This window comes from Paraburkholderia sp. J94 (assembly GCF_905220285.1).
Taxonomy (GTDB): domain Bacteria; phylum Pseudomonadota; class Gammaproteobacteria; order Burkholderiales; family Burkholderiaceae; genus Paraburkholderia; species Paraburkholderia tropica_A.
In genome coordinates this window covers 625,030-651,743 of sequence record NZ_CAJMZH010000001.1, presented here as the reverse complement: position 1 = coordinate 651,743, position 26,714 = coordinate 625,030, and the positions used below count along the sequence as shown (strand labels likewise).

21 protein-coding genes are annotated in these 26,714 nt (G+C 66.0%); 13 read left to right on the top strand and 8 right to left on the bottom strand.

The window, feature by feature from the left end; translation table 11 throughout:
• The first annotated feature begins 31 nt into the window (after positions 1–31).
• The 3 genes from U4Y88_RS02870 to U4Y88_RS02860 all read left to right on the top strand — a co-directional run bounded on the left by U4Y88_RS02870 (position 32) and on the right by U4Y88_RS02860 (position 6,711).
• On the top strand, positions 32–799 hold the full coding sequence (locus U4Y88_RS02870) for an SDR family oxidoreductase (protein ID WP_321782110.1): 768 nt from the start codon (positions 32–34) through the stop codon (positions 797–799).
• A complete protein-coding gene (locus U4Y88_RS02865; RefSeq protein ID WP_321782108.1) occupies positions 796–1,677 on the top strand; it encodes an SMP-30/gluconolactonase/LRE family protein in 882 nt (293 codons plus the stop codon). The genes U4Y88_RS02870 and U4Y88_RS02865 overlap by 4 nt, the downstream gene beginning before the upstream one ends.
• A 192-nt stretch (positions 1,678–1,869) precedes the next feature.
• The gene (locus tag U4Y88_RS02860; protein ID WP_321782106.1) at positions 1,870–6,711 is read left to right on the top strand and encodes an NAD-glutamate dehydrogenase; all 4,842 of its coding nucleotides are present in this window, start codon (positions 1,870–1,872) and stop codon (positions 6,709–6,711) included.
• Positions 6,712–6,718: 7 nt separating this feature from the next.
• On the opposite strand, the gene U4Y88_RS02855 is transcribed toward U4Y88_RS02860, so the two are convergent.
• From U4Y88_RS02855 to U4Y88_RS02835, 5 genes are all read right to left on the bottom strand, one after another.
• Positions 6,719–7,534: an alpha/beta hydrolase gene (locus U4Y88_RS02855; RefSeq protein WP_321782103.1), complete on the bottom strand. Its 816-nt coding sequence runs from the start codon at positions 7,532–7,534 to the stop codon at positions 6,719–6,721.
• Positions 7,535–7,716: 182 nt separating this feature from the next.
• Positions 7,717–10,029 (bottom strand): TonB-dependent siderophore receptor, encoded by a 2,313-nt coding sequence (locus tag U4Y88_RS02850; RefSeq protein ID WP_321782102.1) that lies wholly within the window; start codon positions 10,027–10,029, stop codon positions 7,717–7,719.
• Between the two features lie 241 nt (positions 10,030–10,270).
• Complete coding sequence (locus tag U4Y88_RS02845) at positions 10,271–11,374, bottom strand: FecR family protein (protein WP_321782100.1); 1,104 nt, start codon at positions 11,372–11,374, stop codon at positions 10,271–10,273.
• Entirely contained in the window at positions 11,367–11,921 is a 555-nt protein-coding gene (locus U4Y88_RS02840) for a sigma-70 family RNA polymerase sigma factor (RefSeq protein ID WP_224010054.1), read from the bottom strand. Before U4Y88_RS02840 ends, U4Y88_RS02845 begins: the two co-directional genes overlap by 8 nt.
• Positions 11,922–12,077: 156 nt before the next feature.
• Positions 12,078–12,992, bottom strand: coding sequence for a LysR family transcriptional regulator (locus U4Y88_RS02835; protein WP_321782098.1), 915 nt, complete (start codon positions 12,990–12,992; stop codon positions 12,078–12,080).
• Positions 12,993–13,180: 188 nt separating this feature from the next.
• Between U4Y88_RS02835 and gtdA the strand changes: the two genes are divergently transcribed.
• The 8 genes from gtdA to U4Y88_RS02795 all read left to right on the top strand — a co-directional run bounded on the left by gtdA (position 13,181) and on the right by U4Y88_RS02795 (position 21,637).
• A complete protein-coding gene (gtdA, locus tag U4Y88_RS02830; protein WP_321782096.1) occupies positions 13,181–14,227 on the top strand; it encodes a gentisate 1,2-dioxygenase in 1,047 nt (348 codons plus the stop codon).
• A gap of 44 nt (positions 14,228–14,271) precedes the next feature.
• Complete coding sequence (locus U4Y88_RS02825) at positions 14,272–14,970, top strand: fumarylacetoacetate hydrolase family protein (RefSeq protein ID WP_321782094.1); 699 nt, start codon at positions 14,272–14,274, stop codon at positions 14,968–14,970.
• 17 nt (positions 14,971–14,987) lie between these two features.
• Positions 14,988–15,638 carry a maleylacetoacetate isomerase gene (maiA, locus tag U4Y88_RS02820; protein WP_321782092.1) on the top strand — a complete coding sequence of 217 codons (651 nt, stop codon included), beginning with the start codon at positions 14,988–14,990 and terminating at the stop codon, positions 15,636–15,638.
• Between the two features lie 23 nt (positions 15,639–15,661).
• The gene (locus tag U4Y88_RS02815) at positions 15,662–16,870 is read left to right on the top strand and encodes a 3-hydroxybenzoate 6-monooxygenase (RefSeq protein WP_321782090.1); all 1,209 of its coding nucleotides are present in this window, start codon (positions 15,662–15,664) and stop codon (positions 16,868–16,870) included.
• Between the two features lie 120 nt (positions 16,871–16,990).
• A complete protein-coding gene (locus U4Y88_RS02810) occupies positions 16,991–18,349 on the top strand; it encodes an aromatic acid/H+ symport family MFS transporter (protein WP_310633124.1) in 1,359 nt (452 codons plus the stop codon).
• 150 nt (positions 18,350–18,499) lie between these two features.
• Positions 18,500–19,648, top strand: a complete 1,149-nt coding sequence (locus tag U4Y88_RS02805; protein ID WP_321782088.1) for a porin — start codon at positions 18,500–18,502, stop codon at positions 19,646–19,648.
• A 130-nt stretch (positions 19,649–19,778) separates the two neighbouring features.
• Positions 19,779–21,239: a DEAD/DEAH box helicase gene (locus U4Y88_RS02800; protein WP_310633125.1), complete on the top strand. Its 1,461-nt coding sequence runs from the start codon at positions 19,779–19,781 to the stop codon at positions 21,237–21,239.
• A gap of 182 nt (positions 21,240–21,421) precedes the next feature.
• The gene (locus U4Y88_RS02795; protein ID WP_321782086.1) at positions 21,422–21,637 is read left to right on the top strand and encodes a hypothetical protein; all 216 of its coding nucleotides are present in this window, start codon (positions 21,422–21,424) and stop codon (positions 21,635–21,637) included.
• 68 nt (positions 21,638–21,705) lie between these two features.
• Here U4Y88_RS02795 and U4Y88_RS02790 read toward each other — a convergent pair whose 3' ends face one another.
• Complete coding sequence (locus U4Y88_RS02790) at positions 21,706–22,581, bottom strand: CmcJ/NvfI family oxidoreductase (protein ID WP_321782084.1); 876 nt, start codon at positions 22,579–22,581, stop codon at positions 21,706–21,708.
• 169 nt (positions 22,582–22,750) lie between these two features.
• Positions 22,751–23,608 carry a LysR family transcriptional regulator gene (locus U4Y88_RS02785; RefSeq protein ID WP_224010076.1) on the bottom strand — a complete coding sequence of 286 codons (858 nt, stop codon included), beginning with the start codon at positions 23,606–23,608 and terminating at the stop codon, positions 22,751–22,753.
• Between the two features lie 156 nt (positions 23,609–23,764).
• Here U4Y88_RS02785 and U4Y88_RS02780 point away from each other — a divergent pair, with 156 nt between their 5' ends.
• A complete protein-coding gene (locus tag U4Y88_RS02780) occupies positions 23,765–24,346 on the top strand; it encodes a DUF4865 family protein (RefSeq protein WP_321782082.1) in 582 nt (193 codons plus the stop codon).
• Between the two features lie 18 nt (positions 24,347–24,364).
• Here the strand turns inward: U4Y88_RS02780 and U4Y88_RS02775 are convergent, their stop codons facing one another.
• Positions 24,365–25,264, bottom strand: coding sequence for a LysR substrate-binding domain-containing protein (locus tag U4Y88_RS02775; RefSeq protein WP_321782080.1), 900 nt, complete (start codon positions 25,262–25,264; stop codon positions 24,365–24,367).
• Between the two features lie 214 nt (positions 25,265–25,478).
• Here U4Y88_RS02775 and U4Y88_RS02770 point away from each other — a divergent pair, with 214 nt between their 5' ends.
• Entirely contained in the window at positions 25,479–26,708 is a 1,230-nt protein-coding gene (locus U4Y88_RS02770; RefSeq protein ID WP_321782078.1) for a branched-chain amino acid ABC transporter substrate-binding protein, read from the top strand.
• Positions 26,709–26,714: the final 6 nt, after the last annotated feature.

Below are 26,714 nucleotides of genomic sequence, written 5' to 3'. Positions count from 1 at the left end.
CGCAACGATTGAACCGAAAGCGAAATTATCCATGTCTTACGCAATTTATCCGAGCCTGAGCGACAAGGTGGTCGTAATCACGGGCGGCGGCACCGGCATCGGCGCCGCGATGGTGGCGGCCTTCAGCGCACAGGGCGCGTGCGTGCATTTTCTCGACGTGGCCGACGAAGCGTCGCTCGCGCTCGTCGAAGCGAGCCGCCACACGAAATACGAACCCGTCTACCATCGCTGCGATCTGCGCGATATCGACGCCTTGCAACGCTGTTTCGACGCCATCGCGCAAGCGTCCGGCGACGTGCAGATCCTCGTCAACAACGCCGCCAACGACGACCGCCACAGCGTTGGCGACGTAAGTACCGCTTACTGGGACGACCGTCTCGCCGTGAATTTGCGCCATCAATTCTTTTGCGCGCAAGCCGTGAGCGAAGGCATGCGCAAGCAGGGCGGCGGCGCGATCATCAATCTCGGTTCGATTTCCTGGCATCTCGCCACGCCGAATCTCAGCGTCTATATGACGGCCAAAGCGGGCATCGAAGGCCTCACACGCGGACTCGCGCGCGATCTCGGCGAGCACGGCATACGCGTGAATTGCGTGATTCCGGGCGCGGTGCGCACGCCGCGCCAGATGAAACTCTGGCAGTCGAGCGAGAGCGAATCGGAATTGCTTGACCAGCAATGTCTGCACGCGCGCATCGAGCCCGAGCACGTCGCGCGCATGGTGCTCTTTCTTGCGTCCGACGACGCCGCGCGCTGCACCGGCCGCGATTATTTCGTCGATGCCGGATGGTACGGCGCATGAGCCCAACGATCCCGGAAGTCGAATGGAACGTGGGCGCATTGCTCGGCGAAGGCCCCGTGTGGGTCGAACGCGAACGCGCGCTGTATTTCGTCGATATCAAGCAGCGGCGCGTGCATCGCTACGTGCCGGAAAGCGGCGCGCGCAGCAGTTGGGACGCGCCCGCGCAAACCGGTTTCGTCCTGCCGCACGCGGATGGCGGCTTTGTCTGCGGATTGCAGGGCGGCTTGCACCGCTTCACGCCCGAAGATGGGCGCTTCGTGCTGCGCGTGCCGGTCGAAGCCGCGCTGCCTGGCAACCGGCTCAACGACGCGCACGTGGATGGCGAAGGCCGCTTGTGGTTCGGTTCGATGGACGACGCGGAAACGGAGCCGACCGGCTCGCTCTGGCGCGCAGAAGACGACCGGCCGCCGCGCGTGCACGACAGCGGCTACATCATCACGAACGGCCCGGCGATGAGCCCCGATTCACGCACGCTGTATCACGTGGATTCGCTGCGCCGCGCCATCTACGCGTTCGACGTGGGCGACGACGGCGAACTCTCGGCGCGCCGCCTGTTCACCACGCACGCGCCGCCGGGCGATCCCGACGGTCTGGTCGTGGATGCCGAGGGCTACGTCTGGGTCGCGACGTTTGGCGGCGCACGCATCGAGCGCTACGCGCCGAACGGCTTGAGCGTGGCGCACGTTGCGTTCCCGTGCTCGAACGTGACGAAGCTCGCCTTCGGCGGCGACGATTTGCGCACGGCGTATGTGACCACGGCGCGCAAAGGACTCGACGCAGCCGCGCTCGCCCGCGAGCCGCTCGCAGGCGCACTGTTTTCGTTTCGCGCGCCGGCCGCCGGGCAGCCGCAATCGCTGTGCCGGATCGTGTGGCCCTAGTGACGATATTGTCTAACGGCGTTTAATCAGACTTTCTCGCATGAATACGTTTTAAAACATGTAAACCGCTGCGCTTTTTATTCGCCGCTTTTCATTCAAAGAACGCGCACGCATTCATCGTTCGATCACCTCGCCGGTGCATAATGGCTTTACCGCCGATGCAGTCGATGGCCATCCGTCGAGGAGTCCGCCATGCAAGCGAGGAACGAGGAATTCGTCGCCCATCTGCTCTCCGATGTTCTGGCATTCGCGCGAGCGCGATTGCCGGAACCCGCCTTTCAAACGGTCGAACCGTTCCTGCGCCACTATTACGATTTCGTCGATGCCGAGGATCTGCGCAGCCGCAGCATCGCCGATCTCTATGGCGCCGCCATGGCGCACTGGCAAACGGCGCAACGCTTCGTGCCCGGCACCGAGCGCATGCGGGTCTATAACCCGATTCTCGAACAGCACGGCTGGCATTCCGATCACACGGTCATCGAAATCGTCAACGACGACATGCCGTTCCTGGTCGATTCGGTGTCGATGGCTGTCAACAAGCTCGGGCTCGCGCTGCATTCGGCCATGCACCCGGTGTTTCGCGTCTGGCGCGGCAAGGAAGGCGGCATCGAGCGCATCGACGTGGGAGCCGCCGGCGCCGACGACGGCCCCTCGCAACTGGCCTCGTTCATTCATTTCGAAGTCGACCGCTGCGGCGATGCAGCAAAACTCGATGAACTGCGCCGCGAAATCGCCAAGGTGCTCGGCGACGTGCGGGCCGCCGTCGAAGACTGGCCGAAGATACTCGACGTCGCGCGCGAGACCATCAAGAGCATGAAGGCACGCGAAACGAGCGCGGAAGATATCGAAGCGCGCGCGTTTCTCGACTGGATGGTCGCCGACCATTTCACCTTTCTCGGCCAGCGCGACTATGCGCTCGTCGAACACGGCGACGGCTTCGCGCTGCGCGGCGTGGACAACTCGGGCCTCGGCATTCTGCGTGAAGCCTTGCGCGCGCCCGGCACGCCCGACGTCACGCCGCTGCCGCCCGCGGCCGCCGACATCGTCACGGGCGCATGGCCGATCTTTCTGACCAAGGCGAATTCGCGCGCGACCGTGCACCGGCCCGGTTATCTCGACTATGTGGGCGTGAAGCTCGTGGGCGCGGACGGCAAGGTCTGCGGCGAGCGCCGCTTCGTCGGGCTCTATACCTCGACGGCCTATATGGTCCCCGCCGCCGATATTCCGATCGTGCGCCGCAAATGCGCGAATATCGTGCGCCGCGCGGGCTTTCTGCCGAAAGGGCATCTCGGCAAATCGCTCGTGACCGTGCTCGAAACCTATCCGCGCGACGAGTTATTCCAGGCCGCCGAAGACGAGCTTTACGATATCGCGCTCGGCGTTTTGCGTTTGCAGGAGCATCAGCGCACGCGTCTATTCGTGCGGCGCGATCGTTTCAATCGATTCGTTTCGTGCCTCGTTTATGTGTCGCGCGATAAATACAATACCGATTTGCGGCGGCGCATCGCGAATCTGCTCGCGGAAGCCTTCAACGGCATTTCGGTGGAATTCACGCCGCTGCTTTCGGAATCGGCGATTGCGCGCATTCATTTCGTCGTGCACGCCGAACCCGGCACGATGCCCGATGTGGACACGCGCGAACTGGAAGCGCGGCTCGTGCAGGTCACGCGGCGCTGGCAGGACGATCTCGCCGACGCGCTGCTCGACGCTTTCGGCGAGGAACAGGGCACGCGCCTGCTGCATCGTTACGCCGATTCGTTTCCCGCCGGTTATCGCGACGATTATCCCGCGCGCACGGCTGTTCGCGATATCGAATTGATCGAACGCGTGCAGGGAACGGCGGGCATCGCGATGAATCTGTATCGGCCGATCGAATCGGGGCCGCGTGCGTTTCGTTTCAAGGTCTATTGCGCGGGCGAAGCCATTGCGCTCTCGCGCAGTTTGCCGATGCTCGAACATCTCGGCGTGCGCGTGGATGAAGAACGGCCTTACGTGATTCAGGTGCCAGGCTGCGATCCCGCGTGGGTGCACGACTTCGGGCTCGAACTCGCCGACGACGCGGAATTCGATATCGAGCGCGTGAAAGATCTGTTCGAGGAAGCGTTCGAAGGCGTATGGAGCGCGCGCATCGAGAACGACGATTTCAATCGACTCGTATTGCGCGCGTATCTGGGCGCGCGCGAAGTAACGATTTTGCGTGCCTATGCGAAATATCTGCGTCAGGTGGGTTCGACATTCAGCGACGCCTATATCGAACGCGCGTTGACCGGCAATCCCGCGATTGCGCGGCAACTGGTCGAATTGTTTCTCGTGCGTTTCGATCCGCGCGCGGAAGCGGCGCGCGAGGAACGCACGGCGCTCGCGCTCAAGGCCATCGAGGCCGCGCTCGACCAGGTGCCGAATCTCGACGAGGACCGCATTCTGCGGCAGTTTCTCGGCGTGATCAACGCAACGGTGCGCACCAATTATTTCCGCCGCGAGCCGAATGGCGCGCTGCGTCCGGCGCTGTCGTTCAAATTCGATCCGTCGAAAGTGCCGGGGCTGCCCGAGCCGAAACCGATGTTCGAAATCTGGGTGTATTCGCCGCGCGTGGAAGGCGTGCATTTGCGCGGCGGACGCGTCGCGCGCGGCGGCCTGCGCTGGTCCGACCGGCGCGAGGATTTCCGCACCGAAGTGCTCGGCCTGATGAAAGCGCAGATGGTGAAAAACGTCGTGATCGTGCCGGTGGGTTCGAAGGGCGGCTTCGTGGTGAAGAATCCGCCGCCGCCGAGCGACCGCGAAGCGTGGATGCGCGAAGGCGTGGCCTGTTATCAGACCTTTTTGCGCGGGCTGCTCGACCTCACCGACAACCTCGTGAACAACGCCATCGTCCCGCCGCCCGACGTCGTGCGTCACGATCCCGACGACCCGTATCTCGTCGTGGCCGCCGACAAGGGCACGGCCACATTCTCCGATTACGCGAACGCCATTTCCGCCGAATACGGCTTCTGGCTCGACGACGCCTTTGCGTCGGGCGGCTCGGTGGGCTACGACCACAAAAAGATGGCGATCACCGCGCGCGGCGCGTGGGAATCGGTCAAACGCCACTTCCGCGAAATGGGCGTGGATACCCAGGCGAGCGACTTCACGGTGGTCGGCGTCGGCGACATGTCGGGCGACGTGTTCGGCAACGGCATGCTGCTGTCGCCGCATATCAAGCTCGTGGCGGCCTTCGATCATCGCCACGTGTTTCTCGATCCGGCGCCCGATCCGGCGCGCAGTTTCGCGGAGCGCCAGCGGCTGTTTGCCCTCGATCGATCGAGCTGGGCCGATTACGATCCGGCCGCGATCTCGGCAGGCGGCGGCATTTTCCCGCGCACCGTCAAGACGATTCCGCTTTCTCCGGCCGTGCGCGAGGTGCTGGGCATCGACGCCGTGGCGCTCACGCCGAACGAACTGATTCGTGCGATCCTGCAGGCGCCGGTCGATCTGCTTTATAACGGCGGCATTGGCACCTATGTGAAGGCCTCGCGCGAAACGCACGCGCAAGTGGGCGACCGCGCCAACGACGCCGTGCGCGTGAATGGCACGGATCTGCGCTGCAAGGTCGTGGGCGAGGGCGGCAATCTCGGCGTGACGCAACTCGGGCGCATCGAATTCGCGCAGCGCGGCGGCCGCATCAATACCGATGCCATCGACAATTCAGCAGGCGTCGATTGTTCGGATCACGAAGTGAATATAAAGATCCTGCTCGGTCTCGTGGTGGGCGACGGCGAGATGACCACCAAACAGCGCAATACGCTGCTGGCCGAAATGACCGATGAAGTCGGTTTGCTCGTGCTGAGCGACAACTATTACCAGACTCAGGCGCTCTCGATCGCGGGCCGCTATGCCGTGCCGCTGCTCGATGCGGAAACGCGCGTGATGCGCTGGCTCGAACGCGCGGGGCGCCTCAATCGCGTGATCGAATTCCTGCCGACCGACGAGGAAGTGGCCGAGCGCCAGGCGTCGAAACTCGGCCTCACGTCGCCCGAGCGCGCGGTGCTGCTCGCGTATAGCAAGATGTGGCTCTACGATGCGCTGCTCGATTCCGAGGTGCCCGAAGATCCGCTCGTCGCGGCCTTGCTGATCGACTATTTCCCGAAGCCTTTGCAGCAGCGCTTCAGCGAACCGATGCAGCGGCATCCGCTGCGCCGCGAGATTCTCGCGACGCATCTGACCAACGCGCTCGTCAATCGCGTGGGTTGTGCGTTCATTCACCGGCTCATGGAGGAGACCGACGCGCGGCCCGACGAGATCGTGCGCGCCTGCATCATGGTGCGCGACGTATTCGATCTCGACGAGATCTGGCGCGCCATCGACGCGCTCGACAATCGTGTGCCCGATGACGTGCAGGCGCGCATGTTCGTCGATATCGCGCGTCTGCTCGAACGCGCGGCGCTGTGGTTCCTGCGTCATCTGCAAGCGGGCGCGGTGGATCGCGACGACGTGGGTTCGCTGCTCGCGCGCTGCCGCGACGCGGCGCAACGGCTCGCCCCACAATTGCCCGCGCTATTGCCCGAAGCCGATCTCGAAGCGCTCTCGGTGCGCCAGGGCGAACTCGTGAATGCAGGCGTGGAAAGCACGCTTGCGCTGCGGGTGTCGAGCGGCGAAATTTCGGTGGCGCTGCTCGATATCGCCGAAGTAGCGGCGGCGTGCGGGCGTCCGCTCGAACTGGTCGCGGCGGCGTATTTCGCGCTCGGCACGCGCCTGAATTACGGCTGGATCAGCGAACGCGCCGCCACGCTGCCCACGCCCACGCACTGGGACACGATGGCGCGCGCGGCGGCGCTTGCCGAGGTGGCGAGGCTTAAACGCGCGCTCACGACCAGCGCGCTCGCGCAGTCGCCCGACACGGCCGATGCGCAAGCCATCGTCGATGCCTGGTGCGCGCAGCACGAAGCAGCGCTCGAACGCTACGGCCATTTGCTCACCGAATTGCGTGCGTCGAGCGGCGTGAGCATGTCGGTGCTGCTCGTGATCGTGCGGGCGATGGCGGCGCTCGAACGCGCGTAAGCGCCGCTCAGGGCAGGTTTCGCGCGGCCAGGCCCACGGCTTCGCTGATCGCAGCGGGCAGATACGACACGTGATTCTGCCCCGCGTAGATCTGGAAATCGGCGTCGAAACCGAGCGTGGGCGTTGCGTGCAGCAAGTCGGCGATTGCGCGCGCGTTGTCGAGCATCGCCGCGTGCGTCACGCGTTCGACGCGCGCGGGCGGCGCATTGGGCGCGAGTTTCTGTTCGTCGCCACCCACGCGGATCGCGAGCGGAACGGCCGCGTGCGTCGCGCTGCCCTTAGTCGATGCCGAACGCGCGCTCGCACGAGCGCTCGCCAGTAACTCAGCGCCATTCCACCAGATCGACGGACTCGCCGCCATGTAACGCGAGTACGCCTGCGGATGTGCAAGCGCGTCGTTCAGCACGAAGAAACCGCCGAGCGAATGTCCGAACAGCATGCGTGAGCGCGGCGCGGCGTGCGTGCGGGCTTCGATGGCGCGCAGCAAGGTCTCGTTGACGAAGGTCTCGAAGGCCTGCGCACCGCCGGTTTCGAGCGGTGCGCCTTGCGCGTCGCGCGGCACGCCCCAGCCATCGCGCGCGGGCGTGGTGAAATCGCGGAAGCGCTGGTGTTCGTCGAAAAGCGTGTCGTTGTCGGCGGCGATGGCGGCGATCGTCACGGGGCCGATCAGCTTCGCCTGCAATCGCGCCGCGCTCACGGCGAGCGCGAAGGTCGCGTTGCCGTCGAGCAGTACGAGCAAGGGCGGCTCGGCATTGGACCCAGCCGCCTTCGGGTGATACAGCCAGATGCGATAACGCGGACCATTCGGCGTAGCGTCGATCACGAACGATTCGGTATCGGGAAGCAGGGCGCTTACGTCATTCGATGCTTCGATATCCGAATGATTAATCGCGGCATTCGAGGCAGCGACAGGCGTTGCCGCCCACGCAGCCGCCGCCATCGACAAGCCCGCGATTGCACATACCGTTCGCCTTGCAAAAGCGCGTGAAGATTTCATCGTCGGCCTCACCATTGATAGCGCGCGGTGCCGATCACTTCACGGCGCACGCCCCAGAAACACTGCGTCGCGCTCGCGCAAGCGGCCACATATTGACGGTCGAACAGATTCGACGCATTGAGCGCGAAGCGCCAGTTGCGCAACTCGTAGTGCACGGCGAGATCGACGAGCGTGAACGAGCCGACCTTGAACGAATCGTCGGCGGCGCCATACGTGCTGCCGATATAGCGCACGCCAGCGCCCATACCCAGGCCCTTGAACGTGCCGCGATGAAGCGTGTAATCGGCCCACAGCGAAGCGGTATTCTTCGGCACGGCGGCGGGCGTGTGACCGAGCGAGCTGTCGTTCGCGCTCGCCACATAGGCGCTCGTGTAGCTATACGCCGCGATCAGCGAGAGATCGCGCGTGATATTCAAATGCGTTTCCACTTCGACGCCACGGCTTTTCACAGCGCCGGTCTGCACGCGGTAGTTCGAGTTGTTCGGATCGGGCGTCGACACGTTGGTCTGCTGCAGATCGTAGAGCGAGAGCGTCGTGAAGCTCGTCGTGCCCGGAATCTGATACTTCACGCCCACTTCGAACTGACGCCCCGTCGATGGCTTGAGCGAACTGCCATCCGCCGTCGTGCCCGAGGTGACCGGCTGGAACGAGCGCGAGAAACTCGCGAACGGTGAAATGCCGTTGTCGAACGCGTAGAGCACGCCCGCGCGCCACGTGAACGCGCGATCGAATTGATACGACGACGTGTGCTTCACGTATTCATTCGCGCTGGTCGACGCGTAATCCTCGCGCGCGCCGAGAACGAACGACCACTTGCCGATCGTCATCTGATCCTGCACGTAGAGGCCGAGATCGTCGGTGCGCTGGCGCGTGTAGCTCGCGAGTTTGGGCGCGGTCAGCGTCTGGCCGTAGACGGGATTCGTGATATCGAGCGAGGGCGCCTTGCCCGACGAAAGACGGCGGTCGGACATCGTCATCTGATAGTCGAGGCCCATCAGAACCGCGTGGCGCACCGCGCCGGTGTTGAAGTCGGCTTCGAGTTGCGTGTCGGTCGAGAGCGCGTCGAGATGTTCGAGCGAGGCGGTGGTCAGGCGATTGAGGTAACGGTTGCTCGAATTCGTGTAGCCGCTCGAATAGACCGTCTGGTAATCGCTCCACATATGCATGTAGCGCGCGTTCTGACGCACCGTGAAGGTGTCGTTGAAGCGGTGCGTGAACGCATAACCCACGCTGGCCTGCGCGCGGCGGAAGTGATCGTAATCGGGTTCGCCGTCGTTGAAGCCGGTGCCGATCTGCCCGTTCGGGTTGTACGACACCGTGCCGTAGCGCGGCAGAAAACCGTAATAGCCGTTGTTCGGATCGTATTGATAACTCGCGAGCAGCGTGAGTTCGGTGTTCGCATCGGGACGCAACGTGAGCGAGGGCGCCACGTAAATGCGTTGCTCCTTCGTGCCGGACACCTGCGTGTCCGCATCGCGCGCGAGGCCGACGAAGCGATACAGCACGCGCTTGTCCGCATCGACCGCGCCGCCCAGATCGAACGCGCCCTCCCAGCGGTTGTGCGTGCCCGCGCCGAGCATCACCTCGTTCACGTGATCGGCTTCGGGACGCTTGCTTTCGAGCACCACCACGCCGCCCGGATTCGCCTGGCCATACAGAATCGAACTCGGGCCGCGCAGCACTTCGATGCGCTGCAAACCGTATTGCTCGATCTGCGGCACGGCATACGACAGACCGCGTCCGAGATTCAGGCCATCGAGAAAATTCACGTAGACCGCATTGCCGCCGAAGCCGCCGAAACCGCGCATCTGCAAGCTGTCGTAACGGTCGCCGATACCGCGCGTTTCCGGCACGATGCCCGCCGAGTAACGCAGCGCCTGCGCGACCGACTGCACGTTCTGCTCGTCCATCTGCTTGCGTTCGATGATCGACACCGATTGCGGCGTGCGCGTGAGCGGCGTGCTCGACTTGAGCGCGGCCGTGGCGACGGTCGGATCATGTGCATCGGCTTCGCTTTGCGCGCGGATCGTCATGGCGGGCAACGATGTTTCGGCGCTCGCGTCGGGGCCCGGCGGTTCGGGATCGACTTCGAGCACGAAGGCTGCGTTCTGGCCGCGTACGGCGCGCAGACCGGTGCCGCGCAATACCTGGGCGAGCGCGCTGCCGGCATCGGCGCGGCCCGTGAAGCCCGGCGACTGCTTGCCCGCGACGAGCGAACTCGCGTAGGCGAGCTGCACGCCGCTCGCTTCGGCGAAACGGTTGAGCGCCGTGTTGAGATCGGAAGGCGCGATGCGATAGTCGATGCGTGCATCGCGCGACATCGCAGCCGCCGTGGAAGTGGATTGACTCGTGGATTGCGCGGCTTGTTGAGCGAGCGCGGGCAACGAAGCGCCGAAGAGTGCGGCAGCCGCCGCGCTAATCGCGAGCGGACGAAGTGATGCTTGCGTGAACAACGACATTCCCCTGATTGTTTGTCTTACTGAGGGAATAGACGTTGTGCGAAGAAAAAACCGGACGTCGCGCGTAAAAAAATTTTTCGCGCGACGGATTACTCCACGTGACTCACGACGACGCGGACAGAATCACCACGCGACCCGCGATGCGCGTGGCCTGCAAACGCAGCGTTTCGGCGAGCGTATCGAGCGCCTGCGCGGGCGCACCGATGGCGAAGTTGCCCGACACGCGCAGCGTCGCCGCGCGGCCACGCACGTAGATGAAGTGGCCTTTCCAGTAGCGGTTGAGTGCAGCGGCCACGTCGGCGAGCGGTGCGTCGGTGAACACCATGCGTCCGCGCTGCCACGCGGTGGCCGAATACGCGTCGATGGCGACGAGCGCGGGCGGGCGCACCGCATCGCCATACGCGACGCTCTGGCCCGCGCCGGCTTCGAGATCGCCCCAGGCGTTGCGCACGTCCACGCGTCCTTGCGTGACCGTGACGACGGCATCGCCGCCGTGGCCGGTGCCGTCGCCGGGCAAGCTCGCCTGAAACGCGGTGCCGATGTCCACGACCTCGCCGTCGCCCGCGTGCACGACGAAGCGGCGCGCGTCGCCGTGCTTCACGTCGAAGGCGGCGCGGCCGCGCGCGAGCACGATGCGGCGCTCGTGCGCGTCGTAGCGGACGTCGATGGCCGAGTCGGCGTCGAGCTTCACGATGCTGCCGTCGTCGAGCGCGAAGGTGCGCACTTCGCCTGCCGATGTCGACAGATCGGGCGCATGCAGATACCACGCCGCACCCACACCGAACGCCACGCAGAGCGAAGCGAAAGCGGCACGCGGCGGCGTGAATAGCGCGGCAAAGCTGAAGGCGAAACGCGCGGGCGTACGCGGACGCGCGGCGGGGCGTTCGATTGGGCGGTGATCGTTGCGCTGTTCATTGCGTTGATCGGCGCCAGCAGCACGTAATGGCGCGTGCTGCGCGGCGCGCAGCGCATCGGCGCCGCGCCATTGCGCGAGCGCGCCGTCGAAAGCCTCGCGATGCAGCGGCGAGCGCGCGCGCCAGCGCGCGAGACGCGCGTCGTCCTGCGTCGCGCGGCCCGCGTCGATCCGCACGACCCAGACGGCGGCCTCGGCGCGCACGCGGCGCGCATGCGCGGCCGCCCGCGCGTCGCTCGGGGTGTCGGCTGAAGAAGAAACGGACATGGCCGGTTGCGGGAATTCCTTAGTCATGGGCCGGCGGGGCGTCGTCGCCGTGCGCGCCGCGGTCGAACTCGACGAGACCCAGCAAGGCGCGCCGCAAATGCTTTTCGACCATGTTCTTGCTGATCTGAAGACGCTCGGCGATCGCTTCGTGCGAGAGCCCATGCACCTTGCGCAGCACGAACACCTCGCGGCAGCGCGCGGGCAGCGCGTTCACCGCGCTTTCGAGCGCGCGCGCCGTCTGCGTGGCCTCGGCGAGCTGGCTCGGATCGACGGGATCGATCGCCAGATCGGCGAAGGCGTCATTATCGTCGTCGAGCGGCGTCACGTCGATGCGCGCGTGCGACCACGCGCGGCTTTCGCGAAAGCGGTCGATCATGAGGTTCTCGATCACGCGCACGAAGAAGGCGCGCGGCTGCCGGACCTCGGCGGTGCCAGGCAGGGACGCCACCTTGACGAAGGCGTCGTGGACCAGATCCGCCGCCGCTTCCGCCGACCGCATGCGGCGCGCGGCGAACGCGACGAGCGTCCGGTAATGCGCGGCGAAGGCGTGGGCGAGACTGGAAGACGGCTGCACGGATGGGTCTGCACGGCACCAGTGCCGCGCGGGCGGCCGGTTTCATGTCACTTACGTTTAATTTACGAATGAGAATTATTATCGTTTATTGGATTTGATGCAAGATGGTTGAGCAGGAAAGCTTCTGAAAGGGAAACGCCCGTCTCCGATCAGCTGTCAGCCCTGCGCGCAGCCCCGCAGATGCGCCAGCGCCCGCGCGACCGCCAGCCGGTTCGCGCTGTCCGAGCGCCAGTACATCGAGACCGAGCCGATGCTTTCGAGCGTCATCGGCAGGATGCGCAGCGCCCCAAGTTGCGCGAAACGCTGCGCCGCGCGCCCGGAGGCGACGCCCAGCAGTTGCGTCTGATTGAGCAGGGCGACGTTGAGCATCGACGAATTCGACTCGATGCAATGCTGCGGCATGCGACGGCCTGCCGCGTCGAGCGCGGTTTCGAGCGCCTTGCGCACCGGCGTGCCGGCGGGCCAGACGATCCAGTTGCAGGCGAACAGATCGTCCCAGCCGAGCGTGCTTCGTTCGGCCAGCGGATGATCGAGGCCGCAGACGAAGGCAATGCGCTCGCGATACAGCAGCTCCGCGCTCAAGAGCGGATCGACGGCTTCGTTCGACGAGCGGCCCACCACGATGTCGAGTTCGCCGTGCAGCAGTTGCGGCATCATCAGGTTCATCGTGCTTTCCACGAGCCGGATCTGCGCGCGCGGCAGTTCCTTGACGAGCCGCGCGACCGCCGTGGGCACGGTGTCCGCCGCCGCCACGCCCGAGGTGCCGATCGCCACGAGGCCGCTGCCGCCTTCGCGCTGCGCGGCCATGTCGTCGCGCGCGTTGTCGAGCCGGCCGGTGATGCGCCGCGCGTGCTCCATGAGCGCCTCGCCATACGAGGTGGGGCGCAGCCCGCGCGCGTGCCGCTCGAACAGCGGCAGGCCGAGATCTTCTTCCAGTTCCTTGAGCCACTTCGAGAGCGCCGGCTGCGTGGTGTTGAGCGCCGCAGCCGAGTGACTGAGGTTGCCGGTTTCGCCGACTTTCATCAGCAATTCGAGATGCCTCAGACGCAGCCGCTGGGTCCAGTCGCTCATTCGCCTGCCCTCGTGATCTGCATCAAGGTATATCCCGAACCATATACATGAGATGAATTGAGAATTTTACAGGCGATGTCTGCTGGGACACCATGCTCCAGATCACATTGTCCTGTGCCCGAAGCGCGCTTTGCGGTGTGACGACTGGCCTGATGGCCGGCGCGCTTCTCAAAAAACGGAGACCTCTCATGTCCACGACTCAGTCCACATCCAATCGCGCTCAGTACTACGAACAGATCGCCCGCGAACGGCTCGCGCCGCTGTGGGAATCGCTGCATGCGCTGGTGGTGCCCGAGCCGAAGCCCAAGGCCGTGCCGGCCCTCTGGCAATACGCGCGCATCCGCGATCTGGTCATGGAAGCGGGTTCGGTGATCAGCGCCGCCGAGGCTGTGCGCCGCGTGCTCGTGATGGAAAATCCGGGCCTGCCCGGCAAGTCGGCGGTCGCGCCGAATCTCTATGCGGGTCTGCAACTGATCCTGCCGGGCGAGATCGCGCCGAGCCATCGGCACACGCAGTCGGCCATGCGCTTCATCGTGGAGGGCGAGGGTGCCTGGACCGCCGTGAACGGCGAGCGCACCACCATGCATCCGGGCGACTTCATCATCACGCCGTCGTGGACGTGGCACGACCACGGCAATCCGTCGATCGAGGCGGGCGGCGAGCCGGTGGTCTGGCTCGACGGTCTCGACATTCCGCTCGTCGCGCATCTGGACGCCGGTTTCGCCGAGAACTACCCCGAAGCCACCCAGCCGATCTCGCGCGCCGAAGGCGACAGTTTCGCGCGCTACGGCAGCAACATGCTGCCCGTGCGCCACACGGTCAGCGACCCGACCTCGCCGGTGTTCAGCTATCCGTATGCGCGCAGCCGCGAAGCGCTCGACACGCTGTACCGCAACGGCGAACTCGACGCCTGGGACGGCGTGAAGCTGCGCTACGTGAACCCGGCCACGGGCGGCTGGCCGATGCCCACCATTGCCACCTTCATGCAGTTCCTGCCGAAGGGATTCCGCGGCAAGACGTATCGCAGCACCGACGCCACCGTCTATTGCGTGGTCGAAGGCCAGGGCACGGCGCATGTCGGCGACAACACCTTCACGCTCGCGCCGCACGACATCTTCGTGGCGCCCTCGTGGGTGCCGGTGCGACTCGACGCCGACGCGGACACCGTCCTCTTCAGCTACTCCGACCGTCCGGTCATGGCCGCGCTGAATCTGCTGCGCGAATCGCGCATCTAAGCCGTACTCCTGATTAATTTCACGTTCCGGATCTATCGACCGCTATGGCCTTCATTTTCCCTCCCGAGCAACCTGTTGCCGTTCCCGTGGCCGGTTCGTCCGACCAGTTCGCCGTGCGCCGCGTGTACTGCGTCGGCCGCAATTACGCCGCGCATGCACGTGAAATGGGCTTCGATCCCGATCGCGAGCCGCCGTTCTTCTTCTGCAAGCCGGGCGACTCGATCGTGCCGGTCGCCTATGGCGAAACGCTCGACCTCGCGTATCCCGCGCAGACCGCGAATTACCACTACGAAGCGGAACTCGTCGCCGTGATCGGCAGGAGCGGCGAGGACATCGCCGTGGAAGACGCGCTCGAATACGTCTGGGGTTATGCGGTCGGCCTCGACATGACGCGCCGCGACCTGCAGATGAAGATGCGCGAAATGGGCCGTCCGTGGGAGATCGGCAAGGCTTTCGACCGCTCGGCGCCCATCGGTCCGATTCATCCCGCCAGCAAGGTCGGCCACTTCGGCGAGGCCGGTCTGTGGCTCACCGTCAACGGCGCGACGAAGCAGAAAAGCGACGTCTCGCATCTGATCTGGTCGGTGGCCGAAACCGTCTCGTATCTCTCGAAGTTCTTCCGCCTCGAACCGGGCGACGTGATTTTCACGGGCACGCCCGAAGGCGTGGGCCCGGTCGTGCGCGGCGACACCATCAAGGTCGGCGTCGAACGTCTGGGCGAGCTGACCGTGCGCGTGGTCTGACCAGGAGGGCGACGACCGTGCAGCTCTACAGTTTCTTCAACAGTTCGACATCCTGGCGTGTGCGCATCGCGCTGGCGCTCAAGGGCGTCGACTACGACACGTTGCCGGTGAATATCCGCGTCGGCGCGCATCGCAGCGAGCAGTACGTGGGTGAGGTCAATCCGTCCGCTGCGGTGCCCGCGCTCGTGGATGGCGCGATGCATCTGGGCCAGTCGCTCGCGATCATCGACTGGCTCGATTCGCGCCATCCCGAACCGCGCCTCATTCCCGGCGACGCGCCACTGCGTGCGCGCGTGCTCGAACTGTCGTACCTGATCGCCTGCGACATGCATCCGGTCAACAACCTGCGCGTGCTGCGTTATCTGCAGGACGAGTTGCAGGCGTCGCCGCAACAGAAGGACGCGTGGTATCGCCACTGGATCGCCGAGGGCATGGCGGGCGTCGAGCGCCTGCTCGTTCGCGCCGCTGTGCAGCACGACGGCCCATGGTGCTTCGGCGCGCAGCCGACGCTCGCCGACTGCTGCCTGATTCCGCAGATCGGCAACGCGCAGCGCATGGGCTGCGATCTTTCCCGCTATCCGCGCGCGCTCGCGATTGCTGCGCACGCGCAGCAGCACCCCGCATTCATTCAGGCTCAGCCGCAACGGCAGCCGGACTTCACGGCCTGAGCCAGTTAGAGGAGACATCGATCATGAACACAACCCGTCAAACCGGACCGCGCGCCATCGTGGTGGGCGGCGGCATCGGCGGCCTCGCGGCGGCGCTCGCGCTCGCACGCCAGAACGTCCAGGTGCTGCTGCTCGAACAGGCCGAGAAGATCGGCGAAATCGGCGCGGGCATCCAGCTCGGCCCGAACGCCTTCAACGCGCTCGATTCGCTGGGCGCGGGCGAGGCCTCGCGCAAACGCGCGGTCTACACCGACTGGCTCAATCTGATGGACGCCACCGACGCGAGCGAGATCGTGCGCGTCGAAACGGGCGCGCGCTTTCGCGAGCGCTTCGGCAATCCGTACGCGGTGATCCATCGCGCGGACATCCATTTGTCGGTGCTGGAGTCGGTGCAGCGCAATCCGCTGATCCAGTTCCGCACCAGCACGCAGGTGAAGTCGATCGAGCAGGACGAGCACGGCGTCACGCTGACCGACCAGCACGGCGAGCGTTATCACGCCGACGCCGTGATCGGCTGCGACGGCGTGCGCTCGGTGATCCGCGCGACGCTCGTGGGCGACGCGCCGCGCGTGACCGGCCACGTGGTCTATCGCGCGGTCGTCGACGTCGAGAACATGCCCGAGGATCTGCAGATCAACGCGCCCGTGGTGTGGGCCGGGCCGCATTGCCACCTCGTGCACTACCCGCTGCGCGGCGGCAAGCAATACAACCTCGTCGTCACGTTTCACAGCCGCGACCAGGAAGAGTGGAGCGTGCGCGACGGCAGCAAGGAAGAAGTGCTCTCGTACTTCGAGGGCGTGCATCCGAAGCCGCGCCAGATGCTCGACCGTCCGACCTCGTGGCGGCGCTGGGCGACGGCCGACCGCGAGCCGATCGCGCGCTGGAGCTTCGGCCGCGTGACGCTGCTCGGCGACGCCGCGCATCCGATGACGCAGTACCTCGCGCAGGGCGCCTGCCAGGCGCTCGAAGACGCGGTCACGCTCGGCGCGGCCTATCGAGCCGCCGATGGCGACTTCGAAAAGGCCTTCGCGATCTACGAAAAGGCGCGCATCGCACGCACCGCGCGCGTCGTGCTGGGCGCGCGCGAAATGGGGCGCATCTATCACGCCAAGGGCGTGGAGCGTCTGGTGCGCAACGGGCTGTGGGCGGGCCGCACCCAGGACCAGTTCTACGACGCCATGCAGTGGCTCTACGGCTGGCGCGAGGAAACCTGCCTGCAAGGCGCGATCTAGCGCGGGCCGGTTCAGGGCAGTGCATCAGCGAGGCGGCGTGCCGGGCCGCTTCGCGTCACATAAAGATCGTGTCGCGGCGCGACACGTTCAACACGGCTTTCGGTTTGGAGGAGACCCATCATGGCAGCAACCCAGTCCGCCGTCGACGTGACGGCGTTCATCGACCATCATCGCGTGTCGCCGTTTCAGGCGTTCATCGTGGTGCTGTGTTTTCTGATCGTCGCAATCGACGGCTTCGATACCGCGGCGATCGGCTTCATCGCCCCCGCGCTGCATACCGAATGGAATCTGCAACCGGCGCAGCTCGCGCCCGTGTTCGGCGCGGGCCTGGCCGGGCTCATGCTCGGCGCGCTGGTGTTCGGGCCGTTCGGCGACCGCGTGGGGCGCAAGCGTCTGCTGCTCGCCTGCGTGGCCGTGTTCGGCCTCGCGAGTCTCGCGTCGGCATGGTCGCCTTCGCTCACCTGGCTGCTCGCGCTGCGCTTTCTGACCGGTCTCGGGCTCGGCGGCGCGATGCCGAATGCGATCACGCTCACGTCCGAGTACTGCCCGGCCGCGCGCCGCTCGTTTCTCGTCACGACGATGTTCTGCGGCTTCACGATCGGCTCGGCGCTCGGCGGTTTCGCGGCCGCCGCACTGATCGATCTGGCCGGCTGGCGTTCGGTGCTGCTCACGGGCGGTATCGCGCCGCTCGCGCTGCTGCCGTTCCTCGCCTGGCAACTGCCCGAATCGGTGCGCTTTCTGGCCAGCCGCGGGAATCACGCGCCGCGCATCGCCCGCACGCTCGCCCGGATCGCGCCGGGCACCGATTTCACGGGCGTCGCGTTTCGCATCGCCGCGCCCACCACGGCGCTCGGCGGCTCGACCGTGCGCGGGCTGTTTCGCCCCGAACTGCGGCGCGGCACGCTGTTCATGTGGCTCGCGTTCTTCATGAGCCTGCTCGTCATCTATCTGCTCTCTAGCTGGCTGCCGACGCTGCTGCGCAGCACGGGCGCGACGCTGCGCACGGCGGCGCTCGTCACCGCGATGTTCCAGGTCGGCGGCACGCTTGGCGCGATCGCGCTGGGCTGGCTGATGGACCGCATCAATCCGCACTACGTGCTCGGCGCGAGCTATGCGGCGGCGGGCGTGTTCACGGCGCTGATCGGCTCCTTCGCGGCCGAGCCGTGGGCCGCGGCGGTCGCGGTCTTCTGCGCGGGCTTTTGCGTGTCGGGCTCGCAGGTGGGCGCCAATGCGCTGTCCGCCGCCTATTACCCGACCGACTGCCGCGCGACCGGCGTGAGCTGGGCGAACGGCGTCGGCCGCCTGGGCTCGGTGCTCGGTTCGATGGCGGGCGGCGCGATGCTCTCGATGGGACTCTCGATGGCGGCGCTGTTCATGCTCGTGGGCATTCCGGCGGTGATCGCGGGTGCCTCCATGGTCGCAATGGGCCGCTGGCGCGCGCAGCAGGTTGTCGCCGCCGCGCCTGCGTTGCAGTCCTGAGCGGGAGACCGCACCCGAGCGCCCGACCGCCCCGTTCTGGCCGTTTGTGCAGCATGCGCGGCGCGCGCGATGTCCGATGTGCGCGCCGCGGCTCTCTCTTTCCGGCGCACGCGCGCAAGACGCGTCGCCTCACCGTTTGGAAGATCCGATATGAAGAAGTTCGTTGCCGCCCTGTGCGCGGCAGGTTGCGGCGTGGCCGCGAGCGGCGCGAGTTACGCGCAAAACAGCGTCACGCTGTACGGCATTGTCGATACCGGCGTGGAATACCTCACGCACGCGAACCGCAACGGCGACAGCCTCGTGCGCGTGCCCGGCATCACGGGCGAAGCGCCCTCGCGCTGGGGCGTGCGGGTCCGCGAAGATCTGGGCGGCGGATGGGCCGTGCTGTCCACGCTCGAAAGCGGCTTTAACGTGCGCAGCGGCGAGTCGGGGCAAGGCGGCCGCCTGTTCGGCCGCCAGGCCTGGGTGGGCGTGCAAGGTCCGCTCGGCACGCTCAGTTTTGGCCGCCAGTACACGATGACCTTCTGGGCCTTGTCCGATGCCGACGTGCTCGGTCCCGACATCTACGCGGGCACCGGCTCGTTCGACAACTACATCCCGAACGCGCGCAGCGACAACACGGTGGCCTGGAAAGGCACGTGGCAGGGCGTGACGGCGGGCGCGACCTGGTCGAGCGGACGGGATTCGGCGGGCACCGGCAATTCGCCCGGGCAGGGCACCTGCGCGGGCTCGCTGCCCGGCAACTCGCGCGCCTGCCGGCAGACCTCGGCGATGCTGCGCTACGACGCGCCAGCGGGTTTCGGCGTCGCGGCGTCCTGGGACGAGCAGCGCGGCGGGCCGGGCGCGGCGGCCAATCTCTTCGCCGGTGGCGCGCCGATTCCGCTCACGCAGTCCGGCGACACCGACACGCGCCTGCAGCTCAACGGCTACGCGAAGTTCGGGCCGGTGAAGGTCGGCGGCGGCTGGCTCGGGCGGCGCGTGGACACGATATCGCCAGCCGCGCCCGACGCGCGCACGAATCTCTACTATCTGAGCGCGGCGTGGCAAGTGCAGCCCGCGTGGCAGCTCGACGGCGGCGTCTATCGCATGCTCGACAGCGATCACGACACGCGCGGCACGCTGGTGGCGCTGCGCAGCACGTGGCTCCTGTCGACGCGCAGCGCGCTCTATCTGCAAGGCGGCTACCTCGTCAACAGCGCCCACGCGGCCTACACGCTGAGCCAGGGCGGCGCGGGATCGACGCCGGGCGCGGGCATGAACCAGCTCGGCGTGATGGCGGGGATCAAGCAGACGTTCTGATGTCCCGCCGATCGCGTCGGCCTCCCCGCGCCGGAGGCCGACGCGCGCCGATGTACCCCCACGCGCCCGACCTGTGGCGCCGCAACCCGCGCGAGCCGCTAGAATTACGGTTTTAGTCCGGAATGCGCCCATGTCTTTCGCCTCGCTTGGCCTGATCGATCCCTTGCTGCGGAATCTGCAAGACCTCAATTACCCGACACCGACGCCGGTGCAGGCCAAGGCGATTCCCGCTGTGCTCGAAGGCAAGGACGTCATGGCCGCCGCCCAGACCGGCACCGGCAAGACGGCGGGCTTCGCGCTGCCGCTGCTGCAACGGCTGGTGCAGAACGGCCCAGCGGTGTCGAGCAACCGCGCGCGCGTGCTGGTGCTGGTGCCCACGCGCGAACTCGCCGAGCAGGTGCTCCAGAGCTTCGTCGAATACGGCAAGGGCCTCGATCTGCGCTTGCTCGCGGCCTACGGCGGCGTGAGCATCAATCCGCAGATGATGAAGCTGCGCAAGGGCGTCGATGTGCTCGTCGCCACGCCGGGCCGCCTGCTCGATCTGAACCGCCAGAACGCCGTGCAGTTCGATCAGGTGCAAACGCTGGTGCTCGACGAAGCCGACCGCATGCTCGATCTGGGCTTCGCGCGCGAACTCAACGCCGTCTTCGCCGCCTTGCCCACGAAGCGCCAGACGCTGCTGTTCTCCGCCACTTTCAGCGACGAGATCCGCACGATGGCGGCGGGCATTCTGCGCAGCCCGGTCAATATCAGCGTCAGTCCGCCCAATGCCACGGCCAGCAAGATCAAGCAGTGGGTCGTGACGGTCGACAAGCGCAACAAGCCCGAACTCTTTCTGCACCTCGTGGCCGAGAACAAGTGGGACCACGCGCTGGTGTTCGTGAAGACGCGCAACGGCGTGGATTACCTGGCCGTCATGCTGGAAAAGGCGGGTTATGCGGTCGACACGATCCACGGCGACAAGCCGCAGCCCGCGCGTCTGCGCGCGCTGGAGCGCTTCAAGACCGGCGACGTGCAGATGCTGGTCGCCACCGACGTGGCCGCGCGCGGGCTCGATATCGACGATCTGCCGCTGGTGATCAACGTCGACCTGCCGATCGTGGCGCAAGACTATGTGCACCGTATCGGCCGCACCGGACGCGCGGGCGCGAGCGGCGTCGCGGTGTCCCTCGTGTGCGCCGACGAAGCGCCGCAACTGGCCGCGATCGAAGCGCTCATCCGGCAAACGCTGCGCCGTGAGGAGGAGCCCGGTTTCGAAGCCGAACACCGCGTGCCGGAAACCAGCGCGACGGGCGAGATCATCAAGAAGCCGAAAAAGCCCAAGAAGCCGAAGGTGCCGCAAGGCGCAGGTGCGGGCGTTGCGCAGACGCAGGGCAAGAAGCCGGGTCCGCAAGGCGGAGAAGGCAAGCGCAAGCCTGCGGCGGCGGGGAAGGGCGCGGGTCCGTCGAAAAGCAATCCGTTCAGCCTGGAAATGCCGCGCGCCAAGCCGGTCGGCAAACCCGCCAGCAAGCCCACGGGAAAATCCGCCAGACCCGCGGCGGGCGCGCACAAGCCCGCGGGCAAACCGGCCGGTGGCCGCGGCAAACGCTAACCCGCATTCGTGACGACGACGCCAGCCCCGCATCAGGCTGGCGTTTTGCTATCCGCCAGCGGCGCAGCATCGCCGCGCGATCCTCGCACGCAGAACGGTCTAAGCAATCCACAAATACTTGGTTGTCCGATGCAATCGGGCTGACTAGATTGGACGATACGCGATGCCACGGAGAGATCGTCATGTCGAATCCGATTGCCGTTCAGCTTTTCAGCCTGTTCCGCCGCGAGCCTAAGTCGCCGAATAAGTCGCCGAATAAAAACGCCGAAGCCGCCAACGCAGGCGCGGAACCCGCGCAACGCCTCGAACGCGCCGCGCTCTACGCGCGGCACGGCTATTTCCACGCGAGCTTCACGCCGCTGCTTTATCCGTTCGTGCCGGAAATTCCGCCTGAATAAGCGTGTGATCCAGGCGCGCGCCCGTGCGCCCACTGACTCCAGCGGGCGCGCTTCAATACTTCAATACCTCAATCCCAGAACACCAGCGCACGCAATTCGATACTGCGTCGCGGCGCGGCATCTTCCGGCGTGTCGGGGTCGTCGAACGCCGTGTGCGCGGTGAGCCGCGCGGTCCCGTCGTCGCGCGAATCGTAGATCTTCAGCAGCAGCGCTTCATCGGGACGCAATCGCGGAAAATAAAACCAGCGATGACGCGGATTCGCCAGAAACGAATACGTCTCGCCGATTTTGTCGCGATAGACCAGATCGGTGGGAACGAGATCGTCGGGCGCGATCGAACGCGCGTCGCAGAGCGCGAGCGGCAGTTGCTCCACCTCGCCCAACGGCCGCCACAGATTGACGATCGCGAAGCGGCGCTGAAGCCGTTGCGCGGCTTCGACGGCGTCCAGATGATCGCGCACGCGCCGTGGCCCGGAGACGAAGGTCTGATCGTTATGCACACGGCGGACCGGCTCGCGCAGCGCGGCGTTGGCGCGCGAACCCTGCGCGCTGTCGCGCAGCGTGTGATCGAAGATCACCACTTTCGCGGCGCCCGTGAGGGTGCGCAGAAGCGCTGCGGATTCGGGCAGATAGACGTCGCGTATCCGCGCATCGTCGCTGAAATCGTGCAGGCGGCTCGTGTGCGCCACCCACTGAAAACCTTGATGATCGAGCGAAATGCCGCCGCTTTGCGCAAGCGGGCGCGCGTCGTGAATCGTCACGCGGCGCGGATCGAGCGTGCCCGAACTCCAGGGCGTGCCCTCCGGCGGTTCGAACGTGTAATTGACGGGCCGCGCTATGTCCGGCGCGAGGTAGTTGAGTTCCGCCTCCACGGCGTGCGCGGGCGAGATTGTCGATGACGTTAAGGGTGAAACGGCGGGCGATGCGGCGAGTACAGTGCTCATGAATGCTCCAGTCAGAACGGTTCGCGCCACGGACGCTGGCCCATCTGCAATGAAGCAATGGCTGCGCCGAGGATCATTCCAAACTAGCCGCCACGCGCGCGTTTGGAAAAGAACGAAACTTCATATCGTTATCAGGCCGCCACGGCCATGCGTTGCGCCGATCGACCGACTACGCCACGCAGGCGCCCGAGCGCATCTCCTCTGCGAGAACTTTGAGCGCACGCCGCGTCGCCGCGTCGGTGGCGCTCGCGTAGAGCACGACGTTACGCGTGGGAAGCGGCGGCAAACCCAAGCGCGCACCCACATCGACGGCCCCGGGCGGCGCCACGCGTTTGACGAGCGCCGCCACCGCGAGTCCCGCCGCCACGGCCGCGCCGATCGTCGCCACGCCGCCGCCCAGGAATAGCTCGGTCCAGGCGATCCCCGCGCGATCGAGTGCATCGACGGCCATCGCGCGCACGCTGCAAGGCGCGGGTTGCGTCGCGAGGCGCAGCGCGCTGCCGCGTGGATACACGAAATCCTCGGCGGCCATCCAGCCGAAGGCTTCTTCGACCACGATGTCGCCGTCGAGGCGGCGGCTGTCGTGCTGCAACACCAGGGCCGCGTCGAGTGCGCCGGCATCGAAGGCGGCAAGCAGATCGCGCGACGCCGCCACGCGCATCTCCAGCGACTGCGCGGGTTCGGCTTCGTTGAGCCGCTTGAGCAAGCGCGGCAATTGCGCGCCCGCGAGATGGTGGCTGAGCCCGACGATCAAGCGGCGCGGCCGCGGCTCGAACGCGCCGATCGCCTGCTGGTGCGCCGAAACGAGCGCGCGCGCGGGCTCCAGAAACGCGCTGCCTTCCGACGAAAGGCGAACGTGACGCGGCGTGCGCTCCAGCAAGCGGCGGCCGAGTTCGCGTTCGAGCCGCTTCACCTTGAGGCTGACCGCCGCCTGCGTGGTGTCCAGCGCCTGCGCCGCGCGCGTGAAGCTTTTGTAGTCGGCGATGAGCAGGAATGCGCGGATTGCGTCGATATCGAGAGCTTTCAAGATTCACTCATGGCGAAATGAAATCACTGAAACAAGCCGCGCTATCTGTGCGCAGAGCCAGCCCAAGACTAAGGTCTACGAGCGTGTTGCGCAACCGGAGTTCTCATTCCGAATTCCGCTTATTTCTCGACGTTTTTCTATTTCGATGGAGCGATCATGCTGACTGCCTATTATGTCCACCGCCTGCCCGGCGATTATGAAACGACGCGCATTCATGCGCGGGCGCGCGAGCGCGGCGCACGCTGGGACGATGCGCAGGACCTGTATTTCAAGGCTTTTTTGTTGCGCGAAGCGGGTCAATATGGTGCGTCGGAAAACAGCTATGCGTCGTTTTATTTGTGGCGCGGCGACGCCGCATTGCGCAGCTTTCTGCTCGACGGCCACTATGAAAACGTCACCAAGAGCTTTGGCCGCGCGCCGATCCAGACACAACTCGCAATCGACGCGCGCCAAGGCACGGCAACGACCGCGCGCTTCGCTCGCCTGGACGAAATCGACATTCCCGCAGACGCCAATCTGCACGCGACGCTATTGCATGAAATCGAACAGAATCGCATCGAGGCCGGGCAGCGCGATGTCGTGGCGCGCGCGATCAGTGTCGATACGCTGCGCTGGCGCATCACGCGTTTGACGCTGCTGGACTCCGCGCCGGAGCCGAACGAGCCGAACCCAGAGTCCGGCGCATCGACGCTCTTTCAGGTCGCGCATCTGGCGAAGCCGCTGCTGCATACGCTCTGAAATCTGCGGGATCGCCCGTCACGATCCCTTCATCGACGCCAGCAGCCAGTTCGCGAGCCGTTGTGCGCCGTCGGGCAATTCGGCGTCGGCGCGCCAGCAGAGATAGTAGTGGCGGCCGTCGTCGAGTTCCTGATCGAACAGCTTGCGCAGCGCGCCCGACGCCAGCTCGCGCGAGACGAGCGGCGCGCGCATCAAGGCCGCGCCGAGATCGGCGAGCGCGGCGCTCAGCGTCAGCTGGCCGTCTTCGAACAGCGGCCCCTCGGCGCGCGTCATGTGACGCGCGCCCACGCTGTGCAGCCAGTTGACCCAGGTGCTGCGGTCCTCGTCGTGCACGAGCGGCACGCCCGCGAGATCGGCGGGCTTGCGCAGCGGGCCGTAGCGCTGCAGGAAGCGCGGCGTGCAGACCGGCACCACCGCGCCCGAGAGCAGCGGCGTGCTCGTATAACCGACCCAGTCGCCCGTGCCGAAGCGAATCGACAGATCGGCCGCGTCGCTGCGGTAATTGCGGTGATTCGCGTAAAGCACGGTCACGTCGACGTCTTCGTTCGCGGCCAGGAAATCGTGCAGGCGCGGAATGAACCAGCCCATGCCGAACAGCGGAATCAGACTGATCGTGATCTGCCGCCGCGACGAGCGCTCGCGCACGAAGCCCGTCGCGCTGCGCAACACCGAGAACGCCGCGCTGATCGATCGGTAATAATCGCGGCCCTCGTCGGTCAGCACGAGCGAGCGGCCGCTGCGCACGGTCAGCGGCGTCTGCACGAACGATTCGAGCAACTGAAGCTGATGGCTCACGGCCGAGGGCGTGATGTCGAGCTCGCGCGCGGCCGTGCTCACCGAGCCGTGACGCGCGAACGCCTCGAACGCGCGTACCGCGCGCAGCGGCGGATCGTCGGCGATTTCCTGAATTTTTTTCATGTGTCGAATTATATCGAAGGCATCATGCGGCGAGCATCATAGATTTTCTTCCACAAAATCAGCGATTTAATCGCAAACCAGGCGCATGGACATAACGATAGAACGAAACGTCATTTAAGCGTGCGAGCGCCAAACCTTAATCTTTTTCAACTTTCGGAGGCAAGGTTTCCGCACCCGGCCTCCCGACCCCACGCATCGACACGCACACACCCACATGAAAAAGAACGCTCTGTTGTTGCCGCTCGCAGCGCTCGCTGCCTCGGTTTTCGCCTCCGCCGCGCACGCCCAGGACGAACAGGTCGTGCTGATCGGCCTCGCCGCACCGCTGACCGGCGCGTCGGCGCGTATCGGCAAGGATCTGGAGAACGGCGCGCAACTCGCCATCGACGACGCCAACGCGAAGCACCCGACCCTCGGCGGCAAGCCCGTGCTCTACAAGCTCGTGAGCGCCGACGATCAGTCCGATCCGCGCACGGCCGTGACGGTCGCGCAGCAGCTCGTCGAGCGTCATGTGGTGGGCGTGGTCGGCCACTGGAACACCGGTTGCAGCGTGCCCGCCGCGCGCATCTATCACGACGCGGGCATCGCGCAGATCGCGCCCGCTTCGACGGGGCATCAGTACACGCTGCAGGGCTTCGACACCTCGTTCCGCATTATGGGCCACGACGACGACAGCGGCGCCTATACCGGCGCGTACGCCGTGAAGACGCTCAAGGCGCAGCGCATCGCCGTGATCGACGATCAGACGGCGTTCGGCGCGGGACTCGCGAACCAGTTCATCAAGGGCGTGCAGGCCAACGGCGGCAACGTGATCGATCATCAGTACGTGACCGACAAGACCATCGACTTCAGCGGCGTGCTCACGGAAATCAAGGGCAAGCGCGCCGATCTGGTGTTCCTCGGCGGCATCGACGTGGAAGCCGCGCCGCTCGTGCGCCGCATGCGTCAGCTGCATATTCAGGCGCCGCTGCTCGGCGCGGGCGGCTTCGTCAGCCAGACCTTCCTGAAGCTCGCCGGTCCGGCGGGCGAGGGCGTCACTGCGCTGGAGCCGGGCCGTCCGCTCGACCGCATGCCGGGCGGCCCCGCCTTCGACGCGCAGTACCGCGCGCGCTGGCATGCGCCGATCGAACTGCACGCGCCGTTCGCCTATGACGCGGCCGCGACGCTGATCGCTGCCACGCAGCAGGTGAATTCGGCCGATCCGAAGCAGATCGTCGCCGCGCTGCACACGATCCGCCGCGATGGCGTGACGGGCACGATCGCCTTCGACGCGCAAGGCAATCTCAAGGATCCGGCGTACACGATCTATCAGGTGCGCGACGGCAAGTGGGCCGTGGTCGACGTGCTGGGCGGCGGGACGCCCGCGCAGGCCGCCGCCAAACCCGCTGCAAAAGCGGCGGCGAAAACGGCTGCGAAAACGGCTGCGAAAACGGCTGCGCGCTGAGCCGGG

Coding starts and splice junctions, on each gene's coding strand:
- U4Y88_RS02795 (WP_321782086.1), top strand. CDS start 21,422: ATGTCGAATCCGATTGCCGTTCAGCTTTTCAGCCTGTTCCGCCGCGAG.
- U4Y88_RS02775 (WP_321782080.1), bottom strand. CDS start 25,264: ATGAAAAAAATTCAGGAAATCGCCGACGATCCGCCGCTGCGCGCGGTA.
- U4Y88_RS02850 (WP_321782102.1), bottom strand. CDS start 10,029: ATGTCGCGCGATGCACGCATCGACTATCGCATCGCGCCTTCCGATCTC.
- U4Y88_RS02810 (WP_310633124.1), top strand. CDS start 16,991: ATGGCAGCAACCCAGTCCGCCGTCGACGTGACGGCGTTCATCGACCAT.
- gtdA (WP_321782096.1), top strand. CDS start 13,181: ATGTCCACGACTCAGTCCACATCCAATCGCGCTCAGTACTACGAACAG.
- U4Y88_RS02780 (WP_321782082.1), top strand. CDS start 23,765: ATGCTGACTGCCTATTATGTCCACCGCCTGCCCGGCGATTATGAAACG.
- U4Y88_RS02865 (WP_321782108.1), top strand. CDS start 796: ATGAGCCCAACGATCCCGGAAGTCGAATGGAACGTGGGCGCATTGCTC.
- U4Y88_RS02815 (WP_321782090.1), top strand. CDS start 15,662: ATGAACACAACCCGTCAAACCGGACCGCGCGCCATCGTGGTGGGCGGC.
- U4Y88_RS02845 (WP_321782100.1), bottom strand. CDS start 11,374: ATGACTAAGGAATTCCCGCAACCGGCCATGTCCGTTTCTTCTTCAGCC.
- U4Y88_RS02805 (WP_321782088.1), top strand. CDS start 18,500: ATGAAGAAGTTCGTTGCCGCCCTGTGCGCGGCAGGTTGCGGCGTGGCC.
- U4Y88_RS02770 (WP_321782078.1), top strand. CDS start 25,479: ATGAAAAAGAACGCTCTGTTGTTGCCGCTCGCAGCGCTCGCTGCCTCG.
- U4Y88_RS02835 (WP_321782098.1), bottom strand. CDS start 12,992: ATGAGCGACTGGACCCAGCGGCTGCGTCTGAGGCATCTCGAATTGCTG.
- U4Y88_RS02860 (WP_321782106.1), top strand. CDS start 1,870: ATGCAAGCGAGGAACGAGGAATTCGTCGCCCATCTGCTCTCCGATGTT.
- U4Y88_RS02870 (WP_321782110.1), top strand. CDS start 32: ATGTCTTACGCAATTTATCCGAGCCTGAGCGACAAGGTGGTCGTAATC.
- U4Y88_RS02790 (WP_321782084.1), bottom strand. CDS start 22,581: ATGAGCACTGTACTCGCCGCATCGCCCGCCGTTTCACCCTTAACGTCA.
- U4Y88_RS02800 (WP_310633125.1), top strand. CDS start 19,779: ATGTCTTTCGCCTCGCTTGGCCTGATCGATCCCTTGCTGCGGAATCTG.
- U4Y88_RS02825 (WP_321782094.1), top strand. CDS start 14,272: ATGGCCTTCATTTTCCCTCCCGAGCAACCTGTTGCCGTTCCCGTGGCC.